This is a genomic window from Halorussus marinus (assembly GCF_004521895.1).
Classification (GTDB): Archaea; Halobacteriota; Halobacteria; order Halobacteriales; family Haladaptataceae; genus Halorussus; species Halorussus marinus.
On sequence record NZ_SBIR01000004.1, the window covers coordinates 263,240 to 283,294 of the forward strand.

Genomic DNA, 20,055 nt, shown 5'->3' on the forward strand with positions numbered 1-20,055 from the left:
CGAGATCGTCACGGACCGAGCCGCGAGCGTGACTCGCGCGTCGGTGGCCGCGAGACCCCTCGCCGTCCTCGTCGCGAGCCGCGCGCCTACAGATATCCTTTCACGCTCGTGTGGACGCCCATCGACTCGAAGGTCTCCTCCAGCGCGTCGAGCACCACCGCGAGGTCCTGCTGGAGGTCGTACTCGCGGTACTTGCCGCCCGCCGATCCCTCGTTGATCTCGGTGACGTTCAGGATGCCGAGCATCGCGAGGTCGTCGAGGTGCTCGCGAAGCCACCGCGCGGTCAGCGAATCCTTGCCCGCGGCGTCGGCCAGCGACTTGTACCGGGTGTAGATGGCCCGCGAGCGGGCGGGCGTGTCGCTCTCGGCTTCGAGAGTCGCCAGCGCGTACACCACCAGCCGCTCGTGGTCGTTGAGATCGGCGATCCCGCGGGCGACCTGCTCGCGTTCCAGCAGTTGGCGGCCCCGCCGGACGTGCTGTTCGGTCACCTGCTCGTCGTTCTCCTCGCGGGCGAGGTCCCCCGCCTTGAGCAGCAGGTCGAGGGCCTTCCGGGCGTCGCCGGACTCTTGGGCGCCGAACGCCGCACAGAGGGGCACCACGTCGTCGGTGAGCACGTCGTCTTTGAACGCGACCTTCCGGCGCTGGTCGAGGACCGCTCGGAGCTCGTTGGCGTCGTACGTCGAAAAGGAGATGGCCCGCTCACAGAGCGACGACCGGACCTTCGGCGAAAGCGAGTCGCGGAAGGTGAGGTCGTTCGAGATGCCGATGAGCCCGATTCGGGCCTCGGTGAGGTTCTCGTTCTCGCGGGCCCGCGAGAGCTGATAGAGGATGGAGTCGTCCTTGAGGTGGTCGATCTCGTCGAGTACGACGAGGATGATGCCGCCGTGGGAGTCGAGTTCTTCCCACATCAGGTCGTACACCTGCGATCGGGAGTAGCCGGTCTCGCTGATGCGGTTCGACGGCGGGCGCAGGGCGTTGACGAGGTGGCTCGCGACCCGATACGAGGAGTTCAGTCCGTCGCAGTTGACGATCTCGGTCCGGACCTCGAGGTCCTCGTACGCCTCGGCGTTCTCGCCGAGCTTGTTCAACAGAAAGCGCGTGGCGGCGGTCTTGCCCACGCCGGCCTTGCCGTAGAGGAAGATGTTGTCGGGCTGTTCGCCGTAGATCGCGGGCTGGAGCGCGCCGTGGTACTCCTCCAGTTCGTCGTCGCGCCCGACCAGCGTGTCGGGCGTGTAGTCGTCGAGTAACGCCTCGCGGTTCGTGTAGGGAGAGTACTCGCGGACGAAGTCGAACGAACCCATAGTACTCGGGTCGGAGTCGGGGCGTGCCCATCAAGCTATCGAAACCACCCGTTCCGCTGATTCCGCTGATTCGTCTGTGGTCGTGATTTAAAAATGACCCCCACCCCGGCGTTCCGCTGAATCGCGCTCGAGGGGTGGGTCCCCCCGAAAACCGGTCCCGGGAACAGAAAGTTTCTTGTATCAGTCGGTGAAACCATGTCCGTACTGTAGTCAATATCGACTATATAGCACGCCCACGGCATCGACAGCACGCCGAACGACGGCGACGCCCTGACCCCTCCCTCCCGCCGAGCCCCGATTCAGCGGAACGCCGGGGTGGGGAATTTATAAACAATATCGGACAGACGAAACAGCGGAAACGACGGGTGGCGGCGCTCGCGATCCGCGACGCGGTCGTATCCTCGATGCGGTCGCATCCTCGGCGCAGTCGCTCGCTCGATCACCCTATCCCGCTGTCGGCAGACTGCGATCACTTCTGGTCGGCGGACTGCGACCACTTCCGGTCGGCGGAGTGCGACTGACCCCAGTCGGCAGACTGCGCCACTTCCGGTCGACGGACTGCGACTGCCCCAGTCGGCGGAGCATCGACTCCCGCAGACACTGCGACGACGACCACCGCACCCAAGGGAACGAGGCCCATCGCGAACGGGCGTCAGACTACTCGGTCGTGGTCGTCCCGTCACCGCTCTGGACGGTCACCTCGCCGACCATCGTGTTCGGGTGGACCGGACAGTAGTAGTCGGCGATCTCCTCGGTGGCGACGAAGTGGAACGTCTGGGTCGCGCCCTCCTCGGAGATCTGTTCGGTCTGCTCGATCGCGTCTTCGGGCGCCTCGACGGTCGTCATCTCGCCCGTCGTGGTCTCGGCGGCCGTCGTCGCGGTCGCGGCCTCGGTCGTCGTCCCCTCGCCGGCGGTTCCGGACTCCACGTTCGGGTAGATGACCGCCAGATCGTTGCCGTCGCCGTCGCGGAACGCCCAGTTGTGGGGCTGACCGTCGAGATTCTCCCAGGTGACCTCGTAGACCCGCTCGGCTTCTAACTCGAGGGTCGGGTTTTCGGTGTCGGCGATCGCCTCGGGCGCTCTGCCCTGCCACGCCTGTACTTCGCCGCCGAACCGATAGGACTCGACGGGCTCGGGGGCCGCCGACTCGGTCGTCGTCTCCTGACCGGCCGCCAGCGCGGAGGTCCCGACGATGGTGCCGGCCGTGATCGTCAGAAACCGTCTGCGCGATGTGCTACTGCCGTTCGACGCGTTTTCTTCGGTCATGGCTCCACCAGTGGGAGTAGCGTCGGCCCAATAAACGGCCACAGTCGTTCGGGGCACAACGGAGCGTAACGGAACGCGAAACCGGACGTTTCTCGCGTGAACGACGCCTAACGGACCGGCTAAAGCGCGCGCGACGCCGTCGCCGAAACTCTACCTCCGATTACCACCGAGCGTCGTCGAGCGGCGTCGGGCGAAATTGCCGATTACAGCACGATGCTCTTCTCGCGGACCATCTCCTCGATGGTGACGTAGAGGCCCTGCCGGCCGATGCCGGAGGCTTCGTTGCCGCCGAACGGGATGTCGCCGAGTCCGTGGCTCGGGGCGCCGTTGATGCGGACTGCCCCGGCGTCGAGGCGGTCGGCGAGGTCCATCGCGCGCTCGTGGTCGTTGGTGAACACCGACGCGTCGAGCGCGAGGTCGCCGCGGTTTGCGATCTCGACGGCCGCGTCCTCGGTGTCGAACGCGGTCACCGCCGCCACCGGCCCGAACTGCTCCTCGTGGACGATCCGGGCGTCGTGGGGCACGTTCGCCAGCAGGGTGGGCTCGAAGTCGATTCCGTCGCGCTCGCCGCCCCGGACCAGATCCGCGCCCTTCTCGACGGCGTCCTCGACCAGTTCTTGGACCCACTCGGCCTGCCCCTCGTTGATGAGCGGCCCCATCGTCGTCTCCTCCTCGAAGAGGTCGCCGGGCCGCCAGGCGTCCATCTCGGCTTCGAGCAGGTCGACGACCTCGTCGTGGATCGACTCGTGGGCGAGCACCCGACTCACCGCCGAGCACCGCTGGCCCGCGTACTTGAACGACCCCTTCGCGCACTGACCGGCCACGTCCGGGAGGTCGGCGTCGGGGAAGACGACCGCCGGCGCGTTCCCGCCCAGTTCCATGTGGAGGTTCACCATGCCGCTCTCTTTGGCGACGTGCTTGCCGGCGGCGCTCGATCCCGTCATCGAGATCGTGTTGACGCGGTCGTCGCCCGCCAGCACGTCGCCGATGTCGCTCGCCTTTCCGGGGACGAAGTTGAACGCGCCGTCGGGGAGATCGAGTTCGGACATCACGTCGGCGAGGATCGCGGCGCTGACCGGCGTGTCGCTCGCGGGCTTGAGGATCACGGCGTTGCCGGCGGCCAGCGCGGGCGCGACCGACAGCGCGGTTGTCGAGAGGGGGTAGTTGTACGGCGTGATCGCGAGCACGGTGCCGACCGGCTCGTGTTTGACGATGGCCTCCCAGCCCTCGTGGCCCGCGGTGGTGCCCTCGCGGTACTCGCCTTTGAGCGCCCGTATCTCCTCTTTGGCCCGGCGGAACCGCTCGGCGGCCGACTCGACCTCGCCGCGCGCCGAGGAGATCGGCTTGCCGGCCTCGCGAACGATGACCTCCGCGAGTTCCTCCTTGCGGGCGAGCAGTCGGTCGGCGATCTCGTCCATCCAGTCGGCGCGCCGGGGGATCGTGGTCTCGCGCATCGCCGACCGGGCGCGCTCGGCCGCCGCCAGCGCGGCGTCGGCCTGCTCGGGGTTCGCGGCCGCCACCCGCGCGAACGCACCGCCGTCAGCGAGGTCGGTGACTTCGAGCACGTCGTCGGCGTCGCGCCAGTCGCCGTCGATGTAGAGGCGCTCCCGACGCTGTAGTGGCTGTTGTGACATAGCCGCCTCTTGGGCCCGCGTGCGTAAAATATTTACTCAAACTCGGATTAACGAACTGTCGGACCGCCGACCTACCCGATCCCGGGTCGAGGCGCCGACCCGAGCGGCGCACACGCTTAAGCGTCCTCGCGTCGTCTCCCTGTCGGGGAGAGACAACATGAGCCAGCAACGACAGGAGATTCGCAGGCAGGCCGGAACGGTCGAACCGAACCCGGTCCGGCTCGACACCGGGAAGGCCGAACAGATCGTCGAGGCGCTGAACGCCGACCTCGCGGCGACGTACGTCCTGTACCATCAACTTCGAAAACACCACTGGAACGTCGCGGGCGCCCAGTACCGGTCGCTCCACCTGTTCTTGGGCGAAGCCGCCGAGGACGCCGAGGAGAACGCCGACGAGATCGCCGAGCGCGTACAGGCACTCGGGGGAGTCCCCGTCAGCGGTCCGGCCGCGCTCGAACGCCACAGCCCCGTCCCGTTCGAGGGCGAGGACGTCTACGACGTCCGCACCTCGCTCGGTCACGACCTCGACGCGTACGGCGACATCATCGAGAGCGTCAGCAGCCACATCGAACTCGCCGAGAGCCTCGGCGATCACGCGACCGGCGAGATACTGCGCGAACAACTCGTCGGGATCGAAGAGTACGCCCACGAGATCGACCACTTCCTCGAAGAGGACTCGCTCACGCTCTGGTGACCGTCGGGGGTCGGCGTTCTCGGCGGTGATAATCCGGCGGACGTTTATACCTCATCGGGGACACGTCTCGACCGAGTAGCCGCCATGGTGTCGAAGGCGTTCTTCACGGGCTCGAAGTACCTCGTGGAGGACAACGACGGGCGACAGGACTTCCTGCGGTACGACGGCGAGCGGTTCCTCTCGTCGCTCGCGTCGGCGGGCCGAACCGCGTTGCGCGCGCCGATCGGCGACGGCGAGCGCACGTCGCCGGACGCCGACGACCCCGACGAACTGAAGACGGCGTACCTCAAGGCGCTCGTCGGGCTCAACCGACGCTACTTCGCGGCCCGCGAGTACGAGTCCGAGGCGACCGGGAAGTACTACAAACACGACCAGCGCGCCGAGCGGCGCTTCCGGATCGAGACCGCAGAGCGGTTCAGCGACGCGGCCGAGGATCTCCGAACGGTCCTCGCCGCCCACGACGCGCTCTCCGAGGCCGCGGCCGACCGAGCCGAACGCGCGGGCCCGGACCGCCGCGAGCGTCTCGTCGCGTTCCGGTCGGCGCTCGTGGGCTGTACCGACGGGGCCGTCAGCGACGCGTGGTTCCCGACCGTCCAAGCGTACTACTACAGCCTCAGCCCCCGCGAGCTGGTCGCCGAAGACCGCGAGCGACGCAAGCAACGCATCGAAGGCACCGAGAGCTCCCGGGGTGTCGCCCAACTCCTCGCCAAGCCTCACTTCCGGAAGCTGACCCGACGGGACGTCCGGCGGATTCGCGAGCTCAACCGCGAGTCGCCGGGCACCGATCCCGGCGTCTGGAAGCGCCTGAACCGCGACTACTGGTGGTATCTCACACGCGAGCGCTCGGGGTCGACCGGCGACGACGGCTCGATGGCCGATCCGTAGCCGTCGGCCGCCTCGATCCGGAATCTCGACCTCGACGGCTCAGAGCCGAATCCAGCCGGTGTCCATCCCGTCGACGCGCCACCGCTGTTCGACGCCGTCTCGGGCGCGCCGAACCTCGACCGTGCCGTCGAACAGGGCCGCCAGCGCGTCGCGGTCGTACCGACCCGGCAAGTGGTAGTGGCCCATCCCGTCGACGCGCTCGACGGTCTCGGTGACTCCGAGCAGGAATCGCCGGGCGTCCCGAACCCCGTGGCCGTCGACCACCGGCGCGAGCGAGTCGAAACAGAGCCGAAGCCGCGCGGGCGAGCGTCGTTCGGCGCCCGACGCGAGCGCCTCGACGGTCTCCGCGACCGCGGCGCCCAGCGCGTGGAGGTCTGCCGATTCGACGGTCACGTCCCGGTCCAGCGAGTCGGCGGACGCCGACGAGCCGCCGGCCGCGTCGCGACCGCCCGGCCGCCAGACCACCACCGCCGCGGCGTCCCGGGTCCGGTCCTCGTCGATGGCGTCGAGGCGGTCCCTGGCGCTCGATCGGTCGGCGTCGGCCGCCACGAACACTCGGTAGCGCGGTCCGGCGCTCGAATCCCCGAGGAGTCGCCGGCAGGCCGACGCCCCAGCCGCGTCGCCGACGACCAACACGTTACACCCCTCGCGTTTCAGTTCCAGCAGTCGCCGCCTGAACCGGCCCAACTCCGCCTCGCCGGTTCGTTGCTCCCCACCCATCGATTCACCAATGACGGCGAACCCTACAATAAGTATTTCCCCGCCGCGAAATACCGCGACCGAACTCTCGGCAAGTTCGGTGGAAAGCCGAGGCCTTTCGAGGGGGGAGCGCCGAGGGTCACCCGATGACCGACGATCTGTTCGCCCCGTTGACGATTCGAGAGACGACCGTCCGAAACCGCGTGATGGTCTCGCCGATGTGTCAGTACTCGTGTGACACCGACGGGCTCGCGACCGACTGGCACGAGGTCCACCTCGGGAGTCGGGCCACCGGCGGCGCCGGTATCGTGATGACCGAGGCCACCGCGGTCGAGCCCCGCGGACGCATCACGCCCAACGACCTCGGCATCTGGAGCGACGAGCACGCCGAGGCGCTCGCGCCGATCACCGACTTCATCGCCGACCGGGGCGCGACCTCCGCGATCCAGTTGGCCCACGCCGGCCGAAAAGCCAGCAAGACCCGACCGTGGGACGGTAGCGACCCCCTGAGTCCCGACGGGGGCGGGTGGGAGACGCTGGCGCCGAGCGCGACGCCGTACCCCTACGAGGAGGGCCGCGCCGAGACGCGGAAGATGGATCGCGACGACGTCGACGGGCTCGTCGAGGACTTCGCGGTCGCGGCCGAGCGCGCTCTCGATGCGGGCTTCGACGTCGCCGAGGTTCACGCCGCCCACGGCTACCTGCTCCACGAGTTTCTCTCGCCGGTCACCAACGACCGCGACGACGAGTACGGCGGCGACTTCGAGGGCCGGACTCGACTCCTCCGGGAGGTCACCGCGGCGGTCCGGGAGGTGTGGCCCGACGACCGGCCCGTCTTCGTCCGCGTCTCGGCCAGCGACTGGCTCCCCGACCGCGAATCGTGGACCGTCGAGGACACCGCCCGGCTCGGCCCCCTGCTCGCGGAGGCCGGCGCCGACCTGATCGACGTGAGCTCGGGCGGCGTCCATCCCGACCAGCAGATCCCCCAGACCGGCCCGAACTACCAGGTGCGGTACGCCGAGCGCGTCGCCGAGAACACCGACGCGCTCGTGGGCGCCGTGGGCGGCATCACCGAGCCGGCGCAGGCCGACGCCCTGATCCGGAACGGCCGGGCCGACCTCGCGATCGTCGGCCGCGAGCACCTCCGGGACCCGTACTTCGCGCTCCACGCCGCCGAGGCGCTCGGCGCGACCGACCGCGTCGAGGTGCCGGTTCAGTACCGCCGCGGGTTCCAGTAACACACCTCGGTAAGCTATTTCTCGGTCCCGGCCGGCCGACCGTACATGGACTACCGCCCGCTCCCCGACGACCGGACCGAGCAGTTTCAGGACTACCTCCGGTACGCGTTCAGCCCGCAGGAGGGGCCGGACGCCGAATCGGACTGGGACCCCGCCGAACAGCCGGGCGAGGCCCGCGGGCTGTTCGACGGCGAGGCCCTGCTCGCGGTGTGTCGCCACCACTGGTTTCGGGTCGGCCTCCGCGGCCGGTCACACGAGATGCCCGGGCTCTCGGCGGTCGCGTCGCCCCCGGAACACCGCCGACAGGGCAACGTGGCCCGCCTGCTCGGGGCCTCGCTCGAAGAGTACCGCGACCGGGGAGACTACCTCACCGCCCTCTGGGCGTTCAAACACCCCTTCTACGAGCGGCAGGGATGGGGGCTCGCGAACAAGTGGACCCGGTTCGAGTGCCCGCCCGAAGCGCTCGAATTCGCCCGCGAGGCGGCTCGCGAGGCCGGCGACAACGAGTCGGTCGGCGCGTTCCGGCGGGTCGAGCCCGACGACTGGGCCGACCTCGACCCGGTCCTGGCGGCCCACGGCGAGCGGTTCGAGCTGACGATGGACCGCACCGAGGAGTGGTGGCGAAAGCGCGTCTTCGAGAGCTGGCAGACCGACCCCTACGTCTACGCGTGGGAGCGGGACGGCGAGCCCCGCGGGTTCGTCGTCTACCGCATCGACGACGACGGCGACGGCAACCGGCTCGTCGCGCTCGAACTCGCCCACGCCGACCGCGAGGCGTTCCTCAATCTCCTGCGATTCCTCGCGAACCACGACTCGCAGGTCGAGACCGTCGCGGTTCACGGGCCACACGACGCGAGCCTGCTCGACGAGGCCGAAGACCCCGCGCGGGTCGACTGCGAGGTGCGGCCCGGGCCGATGGTCCGGCTCGTCGACGTGCCGGCCGCGGTCGAGGCGCTCGACTACCCCGGCGTCGACGGGGAGTTCGTCCTCGGGGTCTCGGATCCGCTGGCCGACTGGAACGACCGGCGGTTCCGGATCGCGGTAGCCGACGGCGCGGCCACCTGCGACCCCGCCGACGCGGCCCCCGACGCGACCGTCGGAGTCTCCACGCTCGCTCAGGTGTACGTCGGCTATCACTCGGTCTCCGACGCCGAGCGACTGGGCGATCTGGCGGTCCGCACGCCGGCGGTCCGCGGGACGCTCGCGGCCATGTATCCCGAGCGAGAGGTCTTCCTCCGGGAGGGCTTTTGAGCGGCCAAGCTCTTTACGGTGCGACACGAAGGCCCGACCATGAGAGACGACCGCGACCGCGAGGAACTGGAAGAACGGGTGCGCGAGCTCGAGGATCGGGTCCGCGAGCTCCGGGACGAACTCGGCGAGCCGCCCCGGGGACCGGGCGGCCTGCCGCGACCGCCGACGCCCCGCGAGGTGCTGTCGTTCACCGGCGAGTACGCGATCCCGACCACCATCTCGGTCCTCGAAGCGAACATCCGGGCGCTGAAGGCGCTCGAACGGATCATCCGGGTCGTGGACCCCGAACGGAGCGCGGTCGGCGAGGAGCGCGACCGGCTCGAATCCCGGGCCGCCGACGCGAGCCGAGCCACCCTCGACCGGCTGGAGGACGCGCTCGAAGACGTCGAAGCCACGATCCGGGAGTCAGACCTCCCGCGCGACGGCGAGGCCCGCGACATCCTCGACGACGCGCGCCGGATCAACCGCGAGATCCGCGACCGCGTCGAGCAGAGTCGCGCGGACGCCGACGAGGCCCGCAACCCCCGGCGAGACGACCGCGACGACCTCGACGGCGCGACGACCATCGAGGTCGGCGACCCCGACGACCGGGACGAAGACGACGCGGAAGACGACGCCGGGGAGCCGCAGGTCGACGTCGACGCGGAACTCCGGTCGATCAAGGACGAACTCGACGGCGACCGACGCGCGGACGGAGACGGGTCGGACGGCGACGATAGCGCCGCTACCGACGGCGAAGACAGCGCCGAAGCCGACGCTGGGACTGACGGCCAAGACAGTGACGATACCGATGATGGGACCGACGCCGACGGCAGTGACGGCGACGGCGGCGACTCGAACGCCGCCTGATCACTCGGCGACCGCGACCTCGCCCCGGAGTCGTCGATACAACCGCATCGCGAGCGACGCGCGAGCGCCGGCGGGGTGCGCGAGCGTCCACGCGGTCGCCCCGATGCAGAGGCCGCCCGCCAGCATCGCGTAGTTGGCGGCCGGGTTGGTCGCTCGCACCACGTCGAGCGAGTAGAGTGCCGGCGTCACCGGGTAGAACGGCATCACGCCCCACGGGTTCAGCAGGTCGGCCGCGAGGTGCGCGACGACGGCGAACGAGCCGAGAAAGAACGCCCAGCACGCGCCCGCCACCGCCGACCGACCCGAGCGGCCGCGCAGATCGGACGCCACGACCAGAACACAGAAGAGGCCGACCGCCGCGGCGAACCACAGCGTGTGGGTCACGCCGCGGTGGACCACGAACTCGAGTTTGCCGTCCACGTCGGGAAACAGCGTGTACGCGAGGACGATGGCGCCCCCCGAGAGGGCGTCGCGGACGTACCCCCGGCGCAACACGAGCGCTCCGACGACCGCGTAGAGCGCGAGCGCCATTCCGTAGTGGCCCGGCGGGAACATACCTGAACCCGACCATCGACTCAATGTCAATCTATCGGTTTTTAAGGTATTGGGGCGGTGACACACGGTCGATCGCGGCGACCACCGATGCGACCGACGAGGGCATCGGCGAGAAATCGACGGCCGGTCGGCTCCGTCGGGCGGTCGGTCGGGAAAAGACGATGGACGAGGTCCGCGTCGGGCCGCTCGTATCTACTCCTTGTCGCCAGAGCTACTTAAACGAGGCTCGCTTCGGCGCTACACCTCGACACAGACGCCGGTCTTCGGAACGCAGACCTCTCGGGTCCGTCCCCGACGCCTGCGGACTCGATAGCGTCGGACGAGTGCCCCGATGGCGAGGGCCGCGCCGATCCCCGAGACGACGACGCTCACCGCCGCGACGGGGTAGAGGACCGCGATCACCAGCCCGGGAATCAGCACTGTCGCCGCGACCGCGCCGAGGACGGTGCGCGGGACGCCGTGGTTCGGCCGTGGATCCCGAAGGGGATCTCGTCGTGGTGGTCTCATCACGTTTCGATCCACGACCCGGGGCGCCATAACTATAATCTGAACTACATTTTTGTAGCGCGGCTTACTGAACTCCAGTTATGAAGTTTTTCTTATAGGAATGAGGTCTCCGCATCGATCGATTGCTGGACAGAGGTCGTCTCGCCCGGAGTCGAACCGAACGCTCGCACGCGGCCGCCCAGATGGGTACGGACTTCTTCGGTTCGAGCCGTCCCGCTCGCCTAAACGCTCGCTCAGACCGGCTCGAACCGATAGCCGTCCCACGACTGGCTCTCGGGCTCGCGGATGCCGGCGTCCGGATCCCGGAGTTGCTCGGCGTACACCGGCCGGACCTCGTCGCCGATCTCGACGTCGGCGTCGGCTGTCACCTGACCGATCGCGCGCACCGACTCGCCCTCGACGTCGAACTCGACGATCGCGAGCGAGTTCGGCCGGCGCACCCCCGGCGGGGTCGCGGTGTTTTCCGTCCACGTCACGACCGTCGCGGTCTCGTCGCCGAGGTCGACGGTTTCGGTCTGGGGCCGGCCACAGTCGGGACACCGCTCGTGTCCCGGGTAGGTCAGGTGGCCGTTCGGACAGCGGTGAGCGTCGAGGCTCATCTCAGGGTGCCTCCACGAGGGTGGTGGTCACGCAGTTGCCGAACCCGCCGACGTTGCACGCGAGGCCGACCTCCGCCTCGACCTGCCGGGGACCGGCGTCGCCGAGCACCTGCTGGTGGAGTTCGTAGGCCTGTGCGACCCCGCTGGCGCCCAGCGGATGGCCCTTCGACTTGAGGCCGCCCGAGGTGTTGATCGGGAGGTCGCCGTCTCGGTCGGTCACCCCCTCCTCGACGGCCTTCCAGCCCTCGCCCTGTTCGAAGAACCCGACCGCCTCGCTCTGGAGGAATTCGAGGATCGTGAACATGTCGTGGAGCTCCGCCACGTCGACGTCCTCGGGTTCGCGGTCGGCCATCGCGTAGGCTCGGTCGGAGCTCTCGACGGCCGCGCCCATCACCGTCGGATCCGCGCGCTCGTGGACGACGTGGGTGTCTGTCGCGCCGCCGATCCCCGAGACGACGGTGTACGGTGCGCCCATCTCCCGGGCGACCGATTCGGGGCACAACAGCAGCGCCGCGCTCCCGTCGGTGATCGGACAGAAGTCGTAGAGCCGCAGGGGGTCGGCGACGATCGGCGAGTCCATCACCGTCTCGACGTCGACCTCTTTGCGGAACTGGGCGTGTGGGTTGTCGAGCCCGTTGCGGTGGTTCTTGACCGCGACCTTCGCGAGGCTCTCGCGGGGGGCGTCGTACTCGTGGAGGTATCGGCGGGCGGTCAGCCCCGCGAAGCTCGGCAGGGTCACGCCGTGCTTGTACTCGGCGGGGTGGGTCAGCGACGCGATCACGTCGGTCGCCTCCGCCGTCGTGCGGTGGGTCATCTTCTCGCCGCCGACCAGCAGGGTCAGTTCGGAGGCGCCCGAGGCCACCGACTGCCACGCGGCGTAGATGCCGGCCCCGCCCGACGCGCTGGTCTGGTCGACGCGCTGGGTGTAGGCCGGCACCGCGCCGAGGTCGTGGGCCAAGGCGTTTGGAACGCCGGTCTGGCCCTCGAACTCGCCGCTGGCCATGTTCGAGACGTACAGGTGTTCGACCTCGTCTGGGGCCACGCCGGCGTCGTCGAGGCACTCACGGCCGGCCTCCGCGAGGAGGTCGCGGATCCACGCCTCGCGCTCGCCGAACGCGGTCATCGAGGCACCGATGATTGCGACACGGTCCATGTGTGGGCCGAATGGGGAGTGTGGATTTATAATCCGGGGATCGACCGGGAAGCCGTCGAGAAAACGATAAGACGCCCCGGACCCCAACGTCGAGACGACCAATGGCCCCGGCCAACGAGGACGCCGACGACCCACCGGCGAGCGACGGCCCGCCGACCAGCGAGCCAGTCGAGACGATCTCGGTCGAGCTCGTCTTCTACGCGCCGTTCCGCGAGTCGGTCGACCGGAAGTCACTCGCGGTGTCGCTCCCGGCGGGTGCGACGCTACGCGACGCGGTCGCTCGGGTCGCCGACGACCGGCCGGCACTCGACGGCGAGCTACTCGACGAGTCCGGCGAGATACGGACCGGCGTGCGCGCGCTGTTGAACGGCGGCGACCGCGCGAAGGCCGACACAGAACTCGCCGACGGCGACTCGGTGAGCTTCACGACCCCGATCCACGGCGGGTGAGTCCGCGGCCGTCCGGGCGGAGCTCGCGAGCGCACTCGCGGCTCAGTCGGCGGCTTCGACCTTCCGATCGGGCACCGTCCCGTCCTCGTTCCACCCGCGCTCGGCGTAGTACTCGTCTAACGCCGCCTCGAAGTCCGGCAGGTCGTAGGGCAGGTCGTCGTCGCTCCGGTCGAACCCCCGCTCGTTGTTGAAGTGGCGCTCCAGTTCGACGACCCGGCCGCCGATCGCGTACAGCTCCTCGGGGTCGGCGCCGAACAGCTCTCCGAGGCGCTCGTCGGTGACGTAGTCGCTGGAGAACGCGCAGGCGATCGCGCTGTCTTTGAACGCCGCGGCGTTCTCGGACTCGACGAGCACCGGGGCCTTCCCGTCGAGGCCTTCGGGGTCGAGTTCGCCCGAGTACTCCATCGAGAGGATCTCTGAGTACATGTGGTCGGCCCCGCTGTTGGAGGTCGCGTAGCTCAGCCCCTGCCCGTTTATCGCCCGACCGTCGTGGGCCGCGAACTCCAGCCCCTTCGACGACCAGTTCTCGACCCCCAGCTCCTCGTGGGCCCGGTCGACCCCCTCGGCGAGCAGGTCGCCGACGCCCTCCCTGCGGGCGATCTTCTCGATGAGTTCGTGGACCAACTCGGCGTTGCCGAACTCGTCTTCGGCCGCGAGGTACGCCGAGACGGTCACGCCACACGAGATCGTATCGAGTCCGAGTTCGTCACAGAGGTCGTTCGATTTCATCACGTCGACGATGTCGCCGACGCCCGCACACGACCCGAACGACATCACCGTCTCGAACTCCGGGCCCTCGGTTTCGAGCCCGGTCTCCTCGTCTCTGGTCGGGAGCTTACAGCCGTAGGCACACTGCGAGCAGGTACCCCGCTTGTACTTTTTCTCCTCGACGGCGTCGCCGCCGATGTCCTCGACGTGCTCGAACGAGAACTCGGTGAAGTACCGGGTCGGAAGCGAGAACTCGTCGTTGATGAACTCCGTGCCCCCGGTGGTGCCCTGCCGTTTCATCAGGTCGTCGCTCTGGGCGGCCTCGCGGTGGACGTCCGTCTGGACGTCCGGGACCTCGACGTCGGGGGCCGAGTCGCCGTCGAACGAGACGCATTTGACGCCCTTCGCGCCCATCACCGCGCCGAGTCCGCCCCGGCCGAACGCCCGGGTGTCGGAGGTCATGATGCAGGCGAACCGGACCTCGTTCTCGCCCGCGGGCCCGGCGGTCACCAGATGCTCGGCCCCGAGGTCCCGGACGCCCTCGACGTACTCGGTGACCGCCGAGACGCTCGCGCCCTCGAGTTCGGGGACTTCCTCGAACTCCACGCCGTCGTCGGTGACGTGGACCGCCAGCAGTTCGTCGCTCTCGCCGACGATCTCGACCGCCGGGTGGCCCGTCTCGACGAAGTTCCGCGAGAGGTAGCCGCCGGCGTTGGTCGACCGGATGCCGTCGGTGAGCGGCGACACCGCGGTGGCGTTCATCCGGCCGGTGAAGCTCATCCGGGACTGCTGGAGCGGGCCCGACGTGAAGTACAGCCGGTTGTCCGGCCCGAGCGGGTCGGCGTCGAACGGCGTCCGGTCGTGTGCGAGTTTGGTGGCGAGGCCGCGGCCCCCGACGAACGCGGCGAGTTCGTCGCCGATCTCCTCGGTGGTCGCCGATCGGGCGGTCAGGTCGATAGAGAGCAGCGAGCCCTTCGCGCGAAGCATGTGTGAACTCATAGCACGAAGTGACGTAAAACCGACGGAAAACATCGCCGATCGCCGGCTTCGGTTCCGGCCGGGAGTCGATTTCGGAGGCCTCGGAACGATCGGCCGCCGCGAGAAGGCTGATACGCGTGGGGCGTCTCCCTTGGGACATGGGGGACGACGAAGACATCAGTTCCGTCTCGGGACTGCCCGACGAACTCGGCATCGACGAGGATCTGGGCCGGGCCGAACAACAACTGTCGGTCCGGACCGAAGAGCGCACTTACGGCAAGGCGGTCACCGTCGTCGAGGGGTTCGACGAGTCGAACGTCGACCTGCAGGAACTCGCCTCGGAGCTCAAGAGCAAGCTCGCCACGGGCGGGACCGTCGACGACGGCCGGATCGAGCTACAGGGGGATCACGCCGACCGCGTGCCGGACCTGCTCGACGAGCAGGGCTTCGAGGTCGGGGGGTAGCCGGATCCCGGGCGGGACCTGCGGATCCGAGACGAACGAGTGGAGGTGGTCGTTCCACACCGAGTCGAGGGGCGTCCGCCAGCCGAGGGCGTGGCTCAGCGCGTCGTCCCACGCGACGAACAGGCCCGCGAGGAGCCCGGCCTGTACGGTCAGGCCGGTCCGCCACCAGAGCGGTCGCAGGACCGCCGGCACCGTGGCGAGCGCGAGCGCCGCCAGCACGCACAACGCGCCGAACTCCGGGTAGTAGGGCCAGGTCAGCGCGAACGAGAACACCGCGAACACCGACAGGCCGGCGACGAACCATGGCCGGCGGTCGTCGCCGTCCGAGACGACCCAGCACGCCAGCAACACCAGCAGAACGCCCAGATAGAAGTGGTGGGGTCCGAACACGGCCCCGTCGGGTTCCGCCTCGTAGGGGAAACGTCCAAACACGGTGACAGTATGACGCAGAGTGACAAATAACTTTCCCGGTACGTATTGAACCGATCGGCGCTCGTCCGATCACTCGAAGCGGTCCAGCCCGAACAGATCGACGTCGTGGTGAGTCTCGCCGTCGACCGACAGGTCCGCGAGCACCTCGCCGATCGCGCTGGCGAACTTGAACCCGTGGCCCGAGAAGCCCGCGCCGACCGTGATCTGGGGCCAGTCGGGGAGCCGATCGAGGACGAAGTGCTCGTCTGGCGTGTTGGTGAACATGCAGGTGGCGAGCTTCATGGTCGGGCCGGCGCCCTCGGGGAAGTGGCGCTCGGCGTACGCCCGGAGCAGTCGCTCGTCCTCGGGGCGGGGCTCGCGGTCGGTCGCGTCGGGATCGACGGTCTCGCCGAGGTGGTTGAACTTCCCGAACTTGAACCCTGGCACGTCGTGGCGCGGGAACCCGTAGTAGTGGCCGTCGTCGTCGGCGTGGACGAACACGGGGAAGCTCTCGGGATCGAATCGCTCGGGGGCGGTCGGCCGGAGCCACGCGAGCACCTGTCGCTCTGGCACCGCGACCCCCGCCAGTTCGGGCACCAGTTTCGGCGCCCACGCGCCAGCCGTCACGACCGCGCGGTCGGCCTCGTAGGTGCCTTTCGGCGTGGTCGCGCGGACGCCGCCGTCGGGGAGCGCGACGAGATCGGCGACCGGCTCGCGCGCTCGCACCTCGGCGCCCTCGGCTTGGGCGGCCTCGACGTGGGCGACGATGCACTGTTCGGGCACGAGAAAGCCACCGTCGGGCTGGTACACCGCGCGGTGGGACGCCGGCAGGTCGTACCCCGGGAACCGCTCGTTGACCTCGCGTGCGTCGAGCACCTCGTGGTCGATGCCGTGAGCCTCGCACGAGGCCTTCGACCCGGCGAACACCCGACTGTCCGGCGGCCCGGCGTCGACGCCGCCGGTGACCCAGAGCAGGTCCCGGCCGGTCCGGTCCTCCAGATCGCGCCAGCGCTCGTAGGCGCGCTCTACTAACGGGACGTACGCCGGGTCCTCGTACTGTGCTTTGCGGATGATCCGGGTGACCCCGTGCGAGGAGCCCATCTCGTGGGGGATGTCGTACCGTTCGAGCCCGAGGACGTCGAGTCCGCGCTCGGCGAGACAGTACGTCGTCGCGCTTCCCATCCCGCCGACGCCGACGACGATCGCGTCGTAGCGGTCGGTCATAGCCGTCGGGTTCGGAGCCCACCACGAAGAAACTCCCGCCGGCGCTACTCCCCGAACTTCGCGCGCTCGCGCTCGCGGAGTTCCACCCGACGGATCTTCCCGCTCGACGTCTTAGGGAGTTCCTCGACGTACTCGATCCGGCGCGGGTACTTGTACGGCGCCGTCTCGGCTTTCATGTAGCCCTGGAGCTCGTCGGTCAGCTCCTCGCCGCCGTCGTAGCCGTCCGCGAGGACGACGTAGGTCTTGACGACGTTGCCCCGCTCGTCGTGGGGGCTGGCGACCGCGGCGGCCTCCGCGACCGCCTCGTGGCCCACGAGCGCGTCCTCGACCTCGAAGGGGCCGATCCGGTAGCCCGACGAGATGATGATGTCGTCGGCTCGGCCCTCGAAGAAGAAGTAGCCGTCCTCGTCGCGGCGCGCGAGGTCGCCGGTCCGGTAGTAGTCGCCGTGGAACGTCTCGGCGTCGAGGTCCGGCTTCTCGTAGTAGCCGTCGAAGATGGCGGGGCTGTCGACCGGCACCGCGATCTCGCCGGTCTCGCCCGGCCCGACCTCCGCCTCGTCTTGGGTGTCGATGAGCGTCGCGCCCACGCCCGGAGTTGGCTTGCCCATACTCCCGGGCTTGACATCGATGCCGGGGTAGTTGGTGACCAGCGCGACCGTCTCGGTCTGGCCGTAGCCGTCACGCGGGGTGACCCCGAACGCCGCCTCGAACGATTGGATCGGCTCGCGGTTCAGCGGCTCGCCCGCCGACACCGCCTCGGTCAACGCGAGGTCGTACTCCCCGAGGTCCTCGCGCTGGGTGAACATCCGGTACTGGGTCGGCACCGCACAGAGCCGAGTGACCTCTTCTGACTCCAGCAGGTCGAGGTAGGTGGCGGCGTCGAACTCGCCCTCGTAGACGAACTGGGGCGCGCCGGTCGCGAGCGCCACCCCGACCGGGCTCCAGAACCACTTCGCCCACCCGGTGCCGGTGGTCGCCCACAGCAGTTCGTCGTCGAAGTCGGTGTCGCGGTCGACGCCCCACCAGTACCGGCCGTTGATCCGCTCGAAGCACCGAATCCACCGGTGGCGGTGGAGCACCGGCTTCGGCTGGCCGGTGGTGCCGCTGGTGTAGTTGATCGACATGGGGTCGTCGGCGCCCAGTCGGGGGCCGTCGTGGTCGGCCGACCGGCCCTCGATCAGCGCCGAGAACGCGTAAGCGTCCTCTCGGTCGGGCTCGCCGTCGGCGTCGAGGACGATCCCCCGCTCGACGGGCGTCTCGTCGAGCACCGGGTCGACCATCTCGGTGAGGCTCTCGTGGACGACGACGGTCTCGGCCCCGCAGTCGTTGGCCCGGAACGCGATGTCTTTCGGCTTGAGCATGGCCGAACACGGCACCAGCAACGCGCCGCGCGCGAGCGCGCCGACCTGAATCGCGAACGCGTCGGGGTGGCGCGGAAACAGGTGCATCACCCGATCGCCCTTCCCGACCCCGAGGTCGGCGAGCGCGGCCCCGAACCGCGACGCGTCGGCGTCGATCTCCCCGAACGTGCGCTCGGCCTCCCCGCCGTCCTCGTCGCGGTACCGCACCGCCAGCCGGTCGCCGAACGCCTCGGCGTGGTCGGCCACGACCGCGGGGAGGGTGTAGTCGTCGGGGATCGTCCACTCGAAGTCGGCCAGTTCGCGCTCGTAGTCGACTGACATACGCCTAAAACCAACGATACGCTACTTGAAACTTCCCCCGGCGGTCACACCGCGCGCCCGCGTCGAGAGAGGCCGACGAGCACCGCGCCCGCCGCCAGTCCGAGCACGCCGACGACGAGCAGGACCAGCGTGTACCGGGCGGCGAGGATCAGCGGCGCGAACAGGGTCACGCCCGCGAGCACCAAGAGCGCGGCACCGCCCCAAAACTCCAGTTTGTCTCGGTCCATCTTACCCGACGTATCGACGGGACGGCCCTTAACTCCGGGTGGCGGTGACCGGGCGTCGCGCCGGCGCGAATGGATATCTTTTTAGGCCACCCTAAACCAATAGGGAGTATCGAATGACCGCGAGTCCAGATATCTGCGTGATCGTGCCGACGATCCGCGAGTACGAGTGCATGCGGGCGTACTTCGAGAACGCCCGCGAGCACGGCTTCGACCTCGATCGGCTCCACGTCGTGCTCGTGACCGAAGACTTCTGTGAGACCGACGCCATGCGGGCGATGCTCGACGAAGAGGGCGTCTCGGGCGAGGTGTTCGACGGCGCGCGTCGCGAGGCGTGGTACGAGGCGAAAGGGATCGCCGAGTACGACCACGTCGTGCCGGCCGCCAGCCACGCCGAGACGAGTTTCGGCCTGCTCTACCTGTGGGCCAACGACTTCGAGTACGGCTTTTTCATCGACGACGACACTCTGCCCCACGACGACGCCGACTTCTTCGGGCGCCACCTCCGAAACCTCGCGTACGAGGGCGAGATCGAGACGGTCTCCTCCGACGAGAACTGGGTCAACGTCCTGTACCAGAACCACGACGACCACGGGCTCTACCCCCGGGGGTACCCCTACTCGGCGATGGACGAGACCGTCGCGACCGACGCGACCGAGATCTCGGACGTGGTGGCCTCCCAGGGGCTGTGGACCAACGTCCCCGACCTCGACGCGGTCCGGATTCTGATGGACGGCGACCTCCAAGGGCAGGCTCGGACCCGAACAACCGCCGACGACTACGACGGCGACTTCGTGGCCGCGCGGGGCAACTACCTCACCGTCTGCTCGATGAACCTCGCGTTCCGCCGGGAGGTCGTGCCCGCGTTCTACCAGCTCCCGATGGACGACAACCGGTGGGAGGTCGGCCGGTTCGACGACATCTGGTCGGGAGTGTTCCTCAAGCGCGCCTGCGACGTGCTCGGCAAGCGCATCTACAACGGCGGCCCGCTCTGCGAGCACAACAAGGCCGCCCGGAGTACGTTCGACGATCTCACCAACGAGGTGCCGGGCCTCGAACTCAACGAACACCTCTGGGCGGTCGTCGACGACGTCGGCGCCGATCGAGACACTTACGCCGGAGTCTTCGAGGCGATGGCGACCGCGCTCGCGACGGGCGACTTCGAGGCGTACAACAACGGCGCCTTCTTCAACTACGTCGGCGAATACATGCTCGACTGGCTGGCGACCCTCGACGAACTCGAACCCCTCCAGACCCCCCGCGTGCCCGCGGACGACTGAGGAA

The 20,055-nt window shown here is 68.9% G+C and carries 21 protein-coding genes; 8 read left to right on the top strand and 13 right to left on the bottom strand.

Annotation, left to right across the window (positions count from 1 at the left end):
• Nucleotides 1-86 precede the first annotated feature (86 nt).
• From EPL04_RS07125 to EPL04_RS07135, 3 genes are all read right to left on the bottom strand, one after another.
• Nucleotides 87-1,301, bottom strand: coding sequence for a Cdc6/Cdc18 family protein (locus EPL04_RS07125; RefSeq protein WP_134670642.1), 1,215 nt, complete (start codon nt 1,299-1,301; stop codon nt 87-89).
• Between the two features lie 657 nt (nt 1,302-1,958).
• A complete protein-coding gene (locus EPL04_RS07130; RefSeq protein ID WP_134670643.1) occupies nt 1,959-2,567 on the bottom strand; it encodes a plastocyanin/azurin family copper-binding protein in 609 nt (202 codons plus the stop codon).
• Between the two features lie 203 nt (nt 2,568-2,770).
• A complete protein-coding gene (locus EPL04_RS07135; RefSeq protein WP_134670644.1) occupies nt 2,771-4,201 on the bottom strand; it encodes an aldehyde dehydrogenase family protein in 1,431 nt (476 codons plus the stop codon).
• Nucleotides 4,202-4,358: 157 nt separating this feature from the next.
• On the opposite strand from EPL04_RS07135, the gene dpsA reads away from it, so the two are divergent.
• Nucleotides 4,359-4,895 (top strand): DNA starvation/stationary phase protection protein DpsA, encoded by a 537-nt coding sequence (gene dpsA / locus EPL04_RS07140; RefSeq protein WP_134670645.1) that lies wholly within the window; start codon nt 4,359-4,361, stop codon nt 4,893-4,895.
• An 84-nt stretch (nt 4,896-4,979) separates the two neighbouring features.
• Nucleotides 4,980-5,780, top strand: coding sequence for a hypothetical protein (locus EPL04_RS07145; protein WP_134670646.1), 801 nt, complete (start codon nt 4,980-4,982; stop codon nt 5,778-5,780).
• Nucleotides 5,781-5,819: 39 nt separating this feature from the next.
• Here the strand turns inward: EPL04_RS07145 and EPL04_RS07150 are convergent, their stop codons facing one another.
• Complete coding sequence (locus EPL04_RS07150; protein WP_134670647.1) at nt 5,820-6,500, bottom strand: DUF7504 family protein; 681 nt, start codon at nt 6,498-6,500, stop codon at nt 5,820-5,822.
• 125 nt (nt 6,501-6,625) lie between these two features.
• Between EPL04_RS07150 and EPL04_RS07155 the strand changes: the two genes are divergently transcribed.
• The 3 genes from EPL04_RS07155 to EPL04_RS07165 are packed head-to-tail and all read left to right on the top strand — an operon-like array spanning nt 6,626 to nt 9,817.
• Nucleotides 6,626-7,717, top strand: coding sequence for an NADH:flavin oxidoreductase/NADH oxidase (locus tag EPL04_RS07155; RefSeq protein WP_134670648.1), 1,092 nt, complete (start codon nt 6,626-6,628; stop codon nt 7,715-7,717).
• Nucleotides 7,718-7,762: 45 nt separating this feature from the next.
• Entirely contained in the window at nt 7,763-8,968 is a 1,206-nt protein-coding gene (locus EPL04_RS07160) for a GNAT family N-acetyltransferase (protein WP_134670649.1), read from the top strand.
• Nucleotides 8,969-9,007: 39 nt separating this feature from the next.
• The gene (locus EPL04_RS07165) at nt 9,008-9,817 is read left to right on the top strand and encodes a DUF7547 family protein (RefSeq protein ID WP_209019586.1); all 810 of its coding nucleotides are present in this window, start codon (nt 9,008-9,010) and stop codon (nt 9,815-9,817) included.
• Here EPL04_RS07165 and EPL04_RS07170 read toward each other — a convergent pair whose 3' ends face one another.
• The 4 genes from EPL04_RS07170 to EPL04_RS07185 all read right to left on the bottom strand — a co-directional run bounded on the left by EPL04_RS07170 (nt 9,818) and on the right by EPL04_RS07185 (nt 12,631).
• A complete protein-coding gene (locus EPL04_RS07170; RefSeq protein ID WP_134670650.1) occupies nt 9,818-10,372 on the bottom strand; it encodes a metal-dependent hydrolase in 555 nt (184 codons plus the stop codon).
• 237 nt (nt 10,373-10,609) lie between these two features.
• Nucleotides 10,610-10,879, bottom strand: a complete 270-nt coding sequence (locus tag EPL04_RS07175; RefSeq protein ID WP_134670651.1) for a hypothetical protein — start codon at nt 10,877-10,879, stop codon at nt 10,610-10,612.
• A gap of 233 nt (nt 10,880-11,112) precedes the next feature.
• A complete protein-coding gene (locus EPL04_RS07180) occupies nt 11,113-11,478 on the bottom strand; it encodes a Zn-ribbon domain-containing OB-fold protein (RefSeq protein ID WP_134670652.1) in 366 nt (121 codons plus the stop codon).
• Between the two features lies 1 nt (nt 11,479).
• On the bottom strand, nt 11,480-12,631 hold the full coding sequence (locus EPL04_RS07185; protein ID WP_134670653.1) for a thiolase family protein: 1,152 nt from the start codon (nt 12,629-12,631) through the stop codon (nt 11,480-11,482).
• A gap of 101 nt (nt 12,632-12,732) precedes the next feature.
• Between EPL04_RS07185 and EPL04_RS07190 the strand changes: the two genes are divergently transcribed.
• Nucleotides 12,733-13,080: a MoaD/ThiS family protein gene (locus EPL04_RS07190; RefSeq protein WP_134670654.1), complete on the top strand. Its 348-nt coding sequence runs from the start codon at nt 12,733-12,735 to the stop codon at nt 13,078-13,080.
• A 42-nt stretch (nt 13,081-13,122) separates the two neighbouring features.
• Here the strand turns inward: EPL04_RS07190 and EPL04_RS07195 are convergent, their stop codons facing one another.
• The gene (locus EPL04_RS07195) at nt 13,123-14,775 is read right to left on the bottom strand and encodes an aldehyde ferredoxin oxidoreductase family protein (protein ID WP_134670684.1); all 1,653 of its coding nucleotides are present in this window, start codon (nt 14,773-14,775) and stop codon (nt 13,123-13,125) included.
• Between the two features lie 149 nt (nt 14,776-14,924).
• Here EPL04_RS07195 and yciH point away from each other — a divergent pair, with 149 nt between their 5' ends.
• A complete protein-coding gene (gene yciH, locus EPL04_RS07200; protein ID WP_134670655.1) occupies nt 14,925-15,230 on the top strand; it encodes a translation initiation factor in 306 nt (101 codons plus the stop codon).
• Here yciH and EPL04_RS07205 read toward each other — a convergent pair.
• The 4 genes from EPL04_RS07205 to EPL04_RS07220 form a co-directional block, all read right to left on the bottom strand.
• The gene (locus EPL04_RS07205; RefSeq protein ID WP_209019587.1) at nt 15,162-15,662 is read right to left on the bottom strand and encodes a hypothetical protein; all 501 of its coding nucleotides are present in this window, start codon (nt 15,660-15,662) and stop codon (nt 15,162-15,164) included. The two genes, yciH and EPL04_RS07205, sit on opposite strands and share 69 nt — an antisense overlap.
• A 69-nt stretch (nt 15,663-15,731) precedes the next feature.
• Entirely contained in the window at nt 15,732-16,865 is a 1,134-nt protein-coding gene (solA, locus tag EPL04_RS07210) for an N-methyl-L-tryptophan oxidase (protein WP_134670656.1), read from the bottom strand.
• Between the two features lie 44 nt (nt 16,866-16,909).
• Nucleotides 16,910-18,547 (bottom strand): acyl-CoA synthetase, encoded by a 1,638-nt coding sequence (locus EPL04_RS07215; RefSeq protein ID WP_134670657.1) that lies wholly within the window; start codon nt 18,545-18,547, stop codon nt 16,910-16,912.
• Between the two features lie 44 nt (nt 18,548-18,591).
• Entirely contained in the window at nt 18,592-18,774 is a 183-nt protein-coding gene (locus EPL04_RS07220; RefSeq protein WP_134670658.1) for a hypothetical protein, read from the bottom strand.
• Nucleotides 18,775-18,887: 113 nt separating this feature from the next.
• On the opposite strand from EPL04_RS07220, the gene EPL04_RS07225 reads away from it, so the two are divergent.
• A complete protein-coding gene (locus EPL04_RS07225; protein WP_134670659.1) occupies nt 18,888-20,051 on the top strand; it encodes an alpha-1 4-glucan-protein synthase in 1,164 nt (387 codons plus the stop codon).
• Nucleotides 20,052-20,055 lie beyond the last annotated feature (4 nt).

Excerpts from the sequence above, each read along its gene's own strand:
- EPL04_RS07125 (WP_134670642.1), bottom strand. The coding sequence starts at position 1,301 with ATGGGTTCGTTCGACTTCGTCCGCGAGTACTCTCCCTACACGAACCGC.
- EPL04_RS07130 (WP_134670643.1), bottom strand. The coding sequence starts at position 2,567 with ATGACCGAAGAAAACGCGTCGAACGGCAGTAGCACATCGCGCAGACGG.
- EPL04_RS07135 (WP_134670644.1), bottom strand. The coding sequence starts at position 4,201 with ATGTCACAACAGCCACTACAGCGTCGGGAGCGCCTCTACATCGACGGC.
- dpsA (WP_134670645.1), top strand. The coding sequence starts at position 4,359 with ATGAGCCAGCAACGACAGGAGATTCGCAGGCAGGCCGGAACGGTCGAA.
- EPL04_RS07145 (WP_134670646.1), top strand. The coding sequence starts at position 4,980 with ATGGTGTCGAAGGCGTTCTTCACGGGCTCGAAGTACCTCGTGGAGGAC.
- EPL04_RS07150 (WP_134670647.1), bottom strand. The coding sequence starts at position 6,500 with ATGGGTGGGGAGCAACGAACCGGCGAGGCGGAGTTGGGCCGGTTCAGG.
- EPL04_RS07155 (WP_134670648.1), top strand. The coding sequence starts at position 6,626 with ATGACCGACGATCTGTTCGCCCCGTTGACGATTCGAGAGACGACCGTC.
- EPL04_RS07160 (WP_134670649.1), top strand. The coding sequence starts at position 7,763 with ATGGACTACCGCCCGCTCCCCGACGACCGGACCGAGCAGTTTCAGGAC.
- EPL04_RS07165 (WP_209019586.1), top strand. The coding sequence starts at position 9,008 with ATGAGAGACGACCGCGACCGCGAGGAACTGGAAGAACGGGTGCGCGAG.
- EPL04_RS07170 (WP_134670650.1), bottom strand. The coding sequence starts at position 10,372 with ATGTTCCCGCCGGGCCACTACGGAATGGCGCTCGCGCTCTACGCGGTC.
- EPL04_RS07175 (WP_134670651.1), bottom strand. The coding sequence starts at position 10,879 with ATGAGACCACCACGACGAGATCCCCTTCGGGATCCACGGCCGAACCAC.
- EPL04_RS07180 (WP_134670652.1), bottom strand. The coding sequence starts at position 11,478 with ATGAGCCTCGACGCTCACCGCTGTCCGAACGGCCACCTGACCTACCCG.
- EPL04_RS07185 (WP_134670653.1), bottom strand. The coding sequence starts at position 12,631 with ATGGACCGTGTCGCAATCATCGGTGCCTCGATGACCGCGTTCGGCGAG.
- EPL04_RS07190 (WP_134670654.1), top strand. The coding sequence starts at position 12,733 with ATGGCCCCGGCCAACGAGGACGCCGACGACCCACCGGCGAGCGACGGC.
- EPL04_RS07195 (WP_134670684.1), bottom strand. The coding sequence starts at position 14,775 with ATGCTTCGCGCGAAGGGCTCGCTGCTCTCTATCGACCTGACCGCCCGA.
- yciH (WP_134670655.1), top strand. The coding sequence starts at position 14,925 with ATGGGGGACGACGAAGACATCAGTTCCGTCTCGGGACTGCCCGACGAA.
- solA (WP_134670656.1), bottom strand. The coding sequence starts at position 16,865 with ATGACCGACCGCTACGACGCGATCGTCGTCGGCGTCGGCGGGATGGGA.
- EPL04_RS07215 (WP_134670657.1), bottom strand. The coding sequence starts at position 18,547 with ATGTCAGTCGACTACGAGCGCGAACTGGCCGACTTCGAGTGGACGATC.
- EPL04_RS07220 (WP_134670658.1), bottom strand. The coding sequence starts at position 18,774 with ATGGACCGAGACAAACTGGAGTTTTGGGGCGGTGCCGCGCTCTTGGTG.
- EPL04_RS07225 (WP_134670659.1), top strand. The coding sequence starts at position 18,888 with ATGACCGCGAGTCCAGATATCTGCGTGATCGTGCCGACGATCCGCGAG.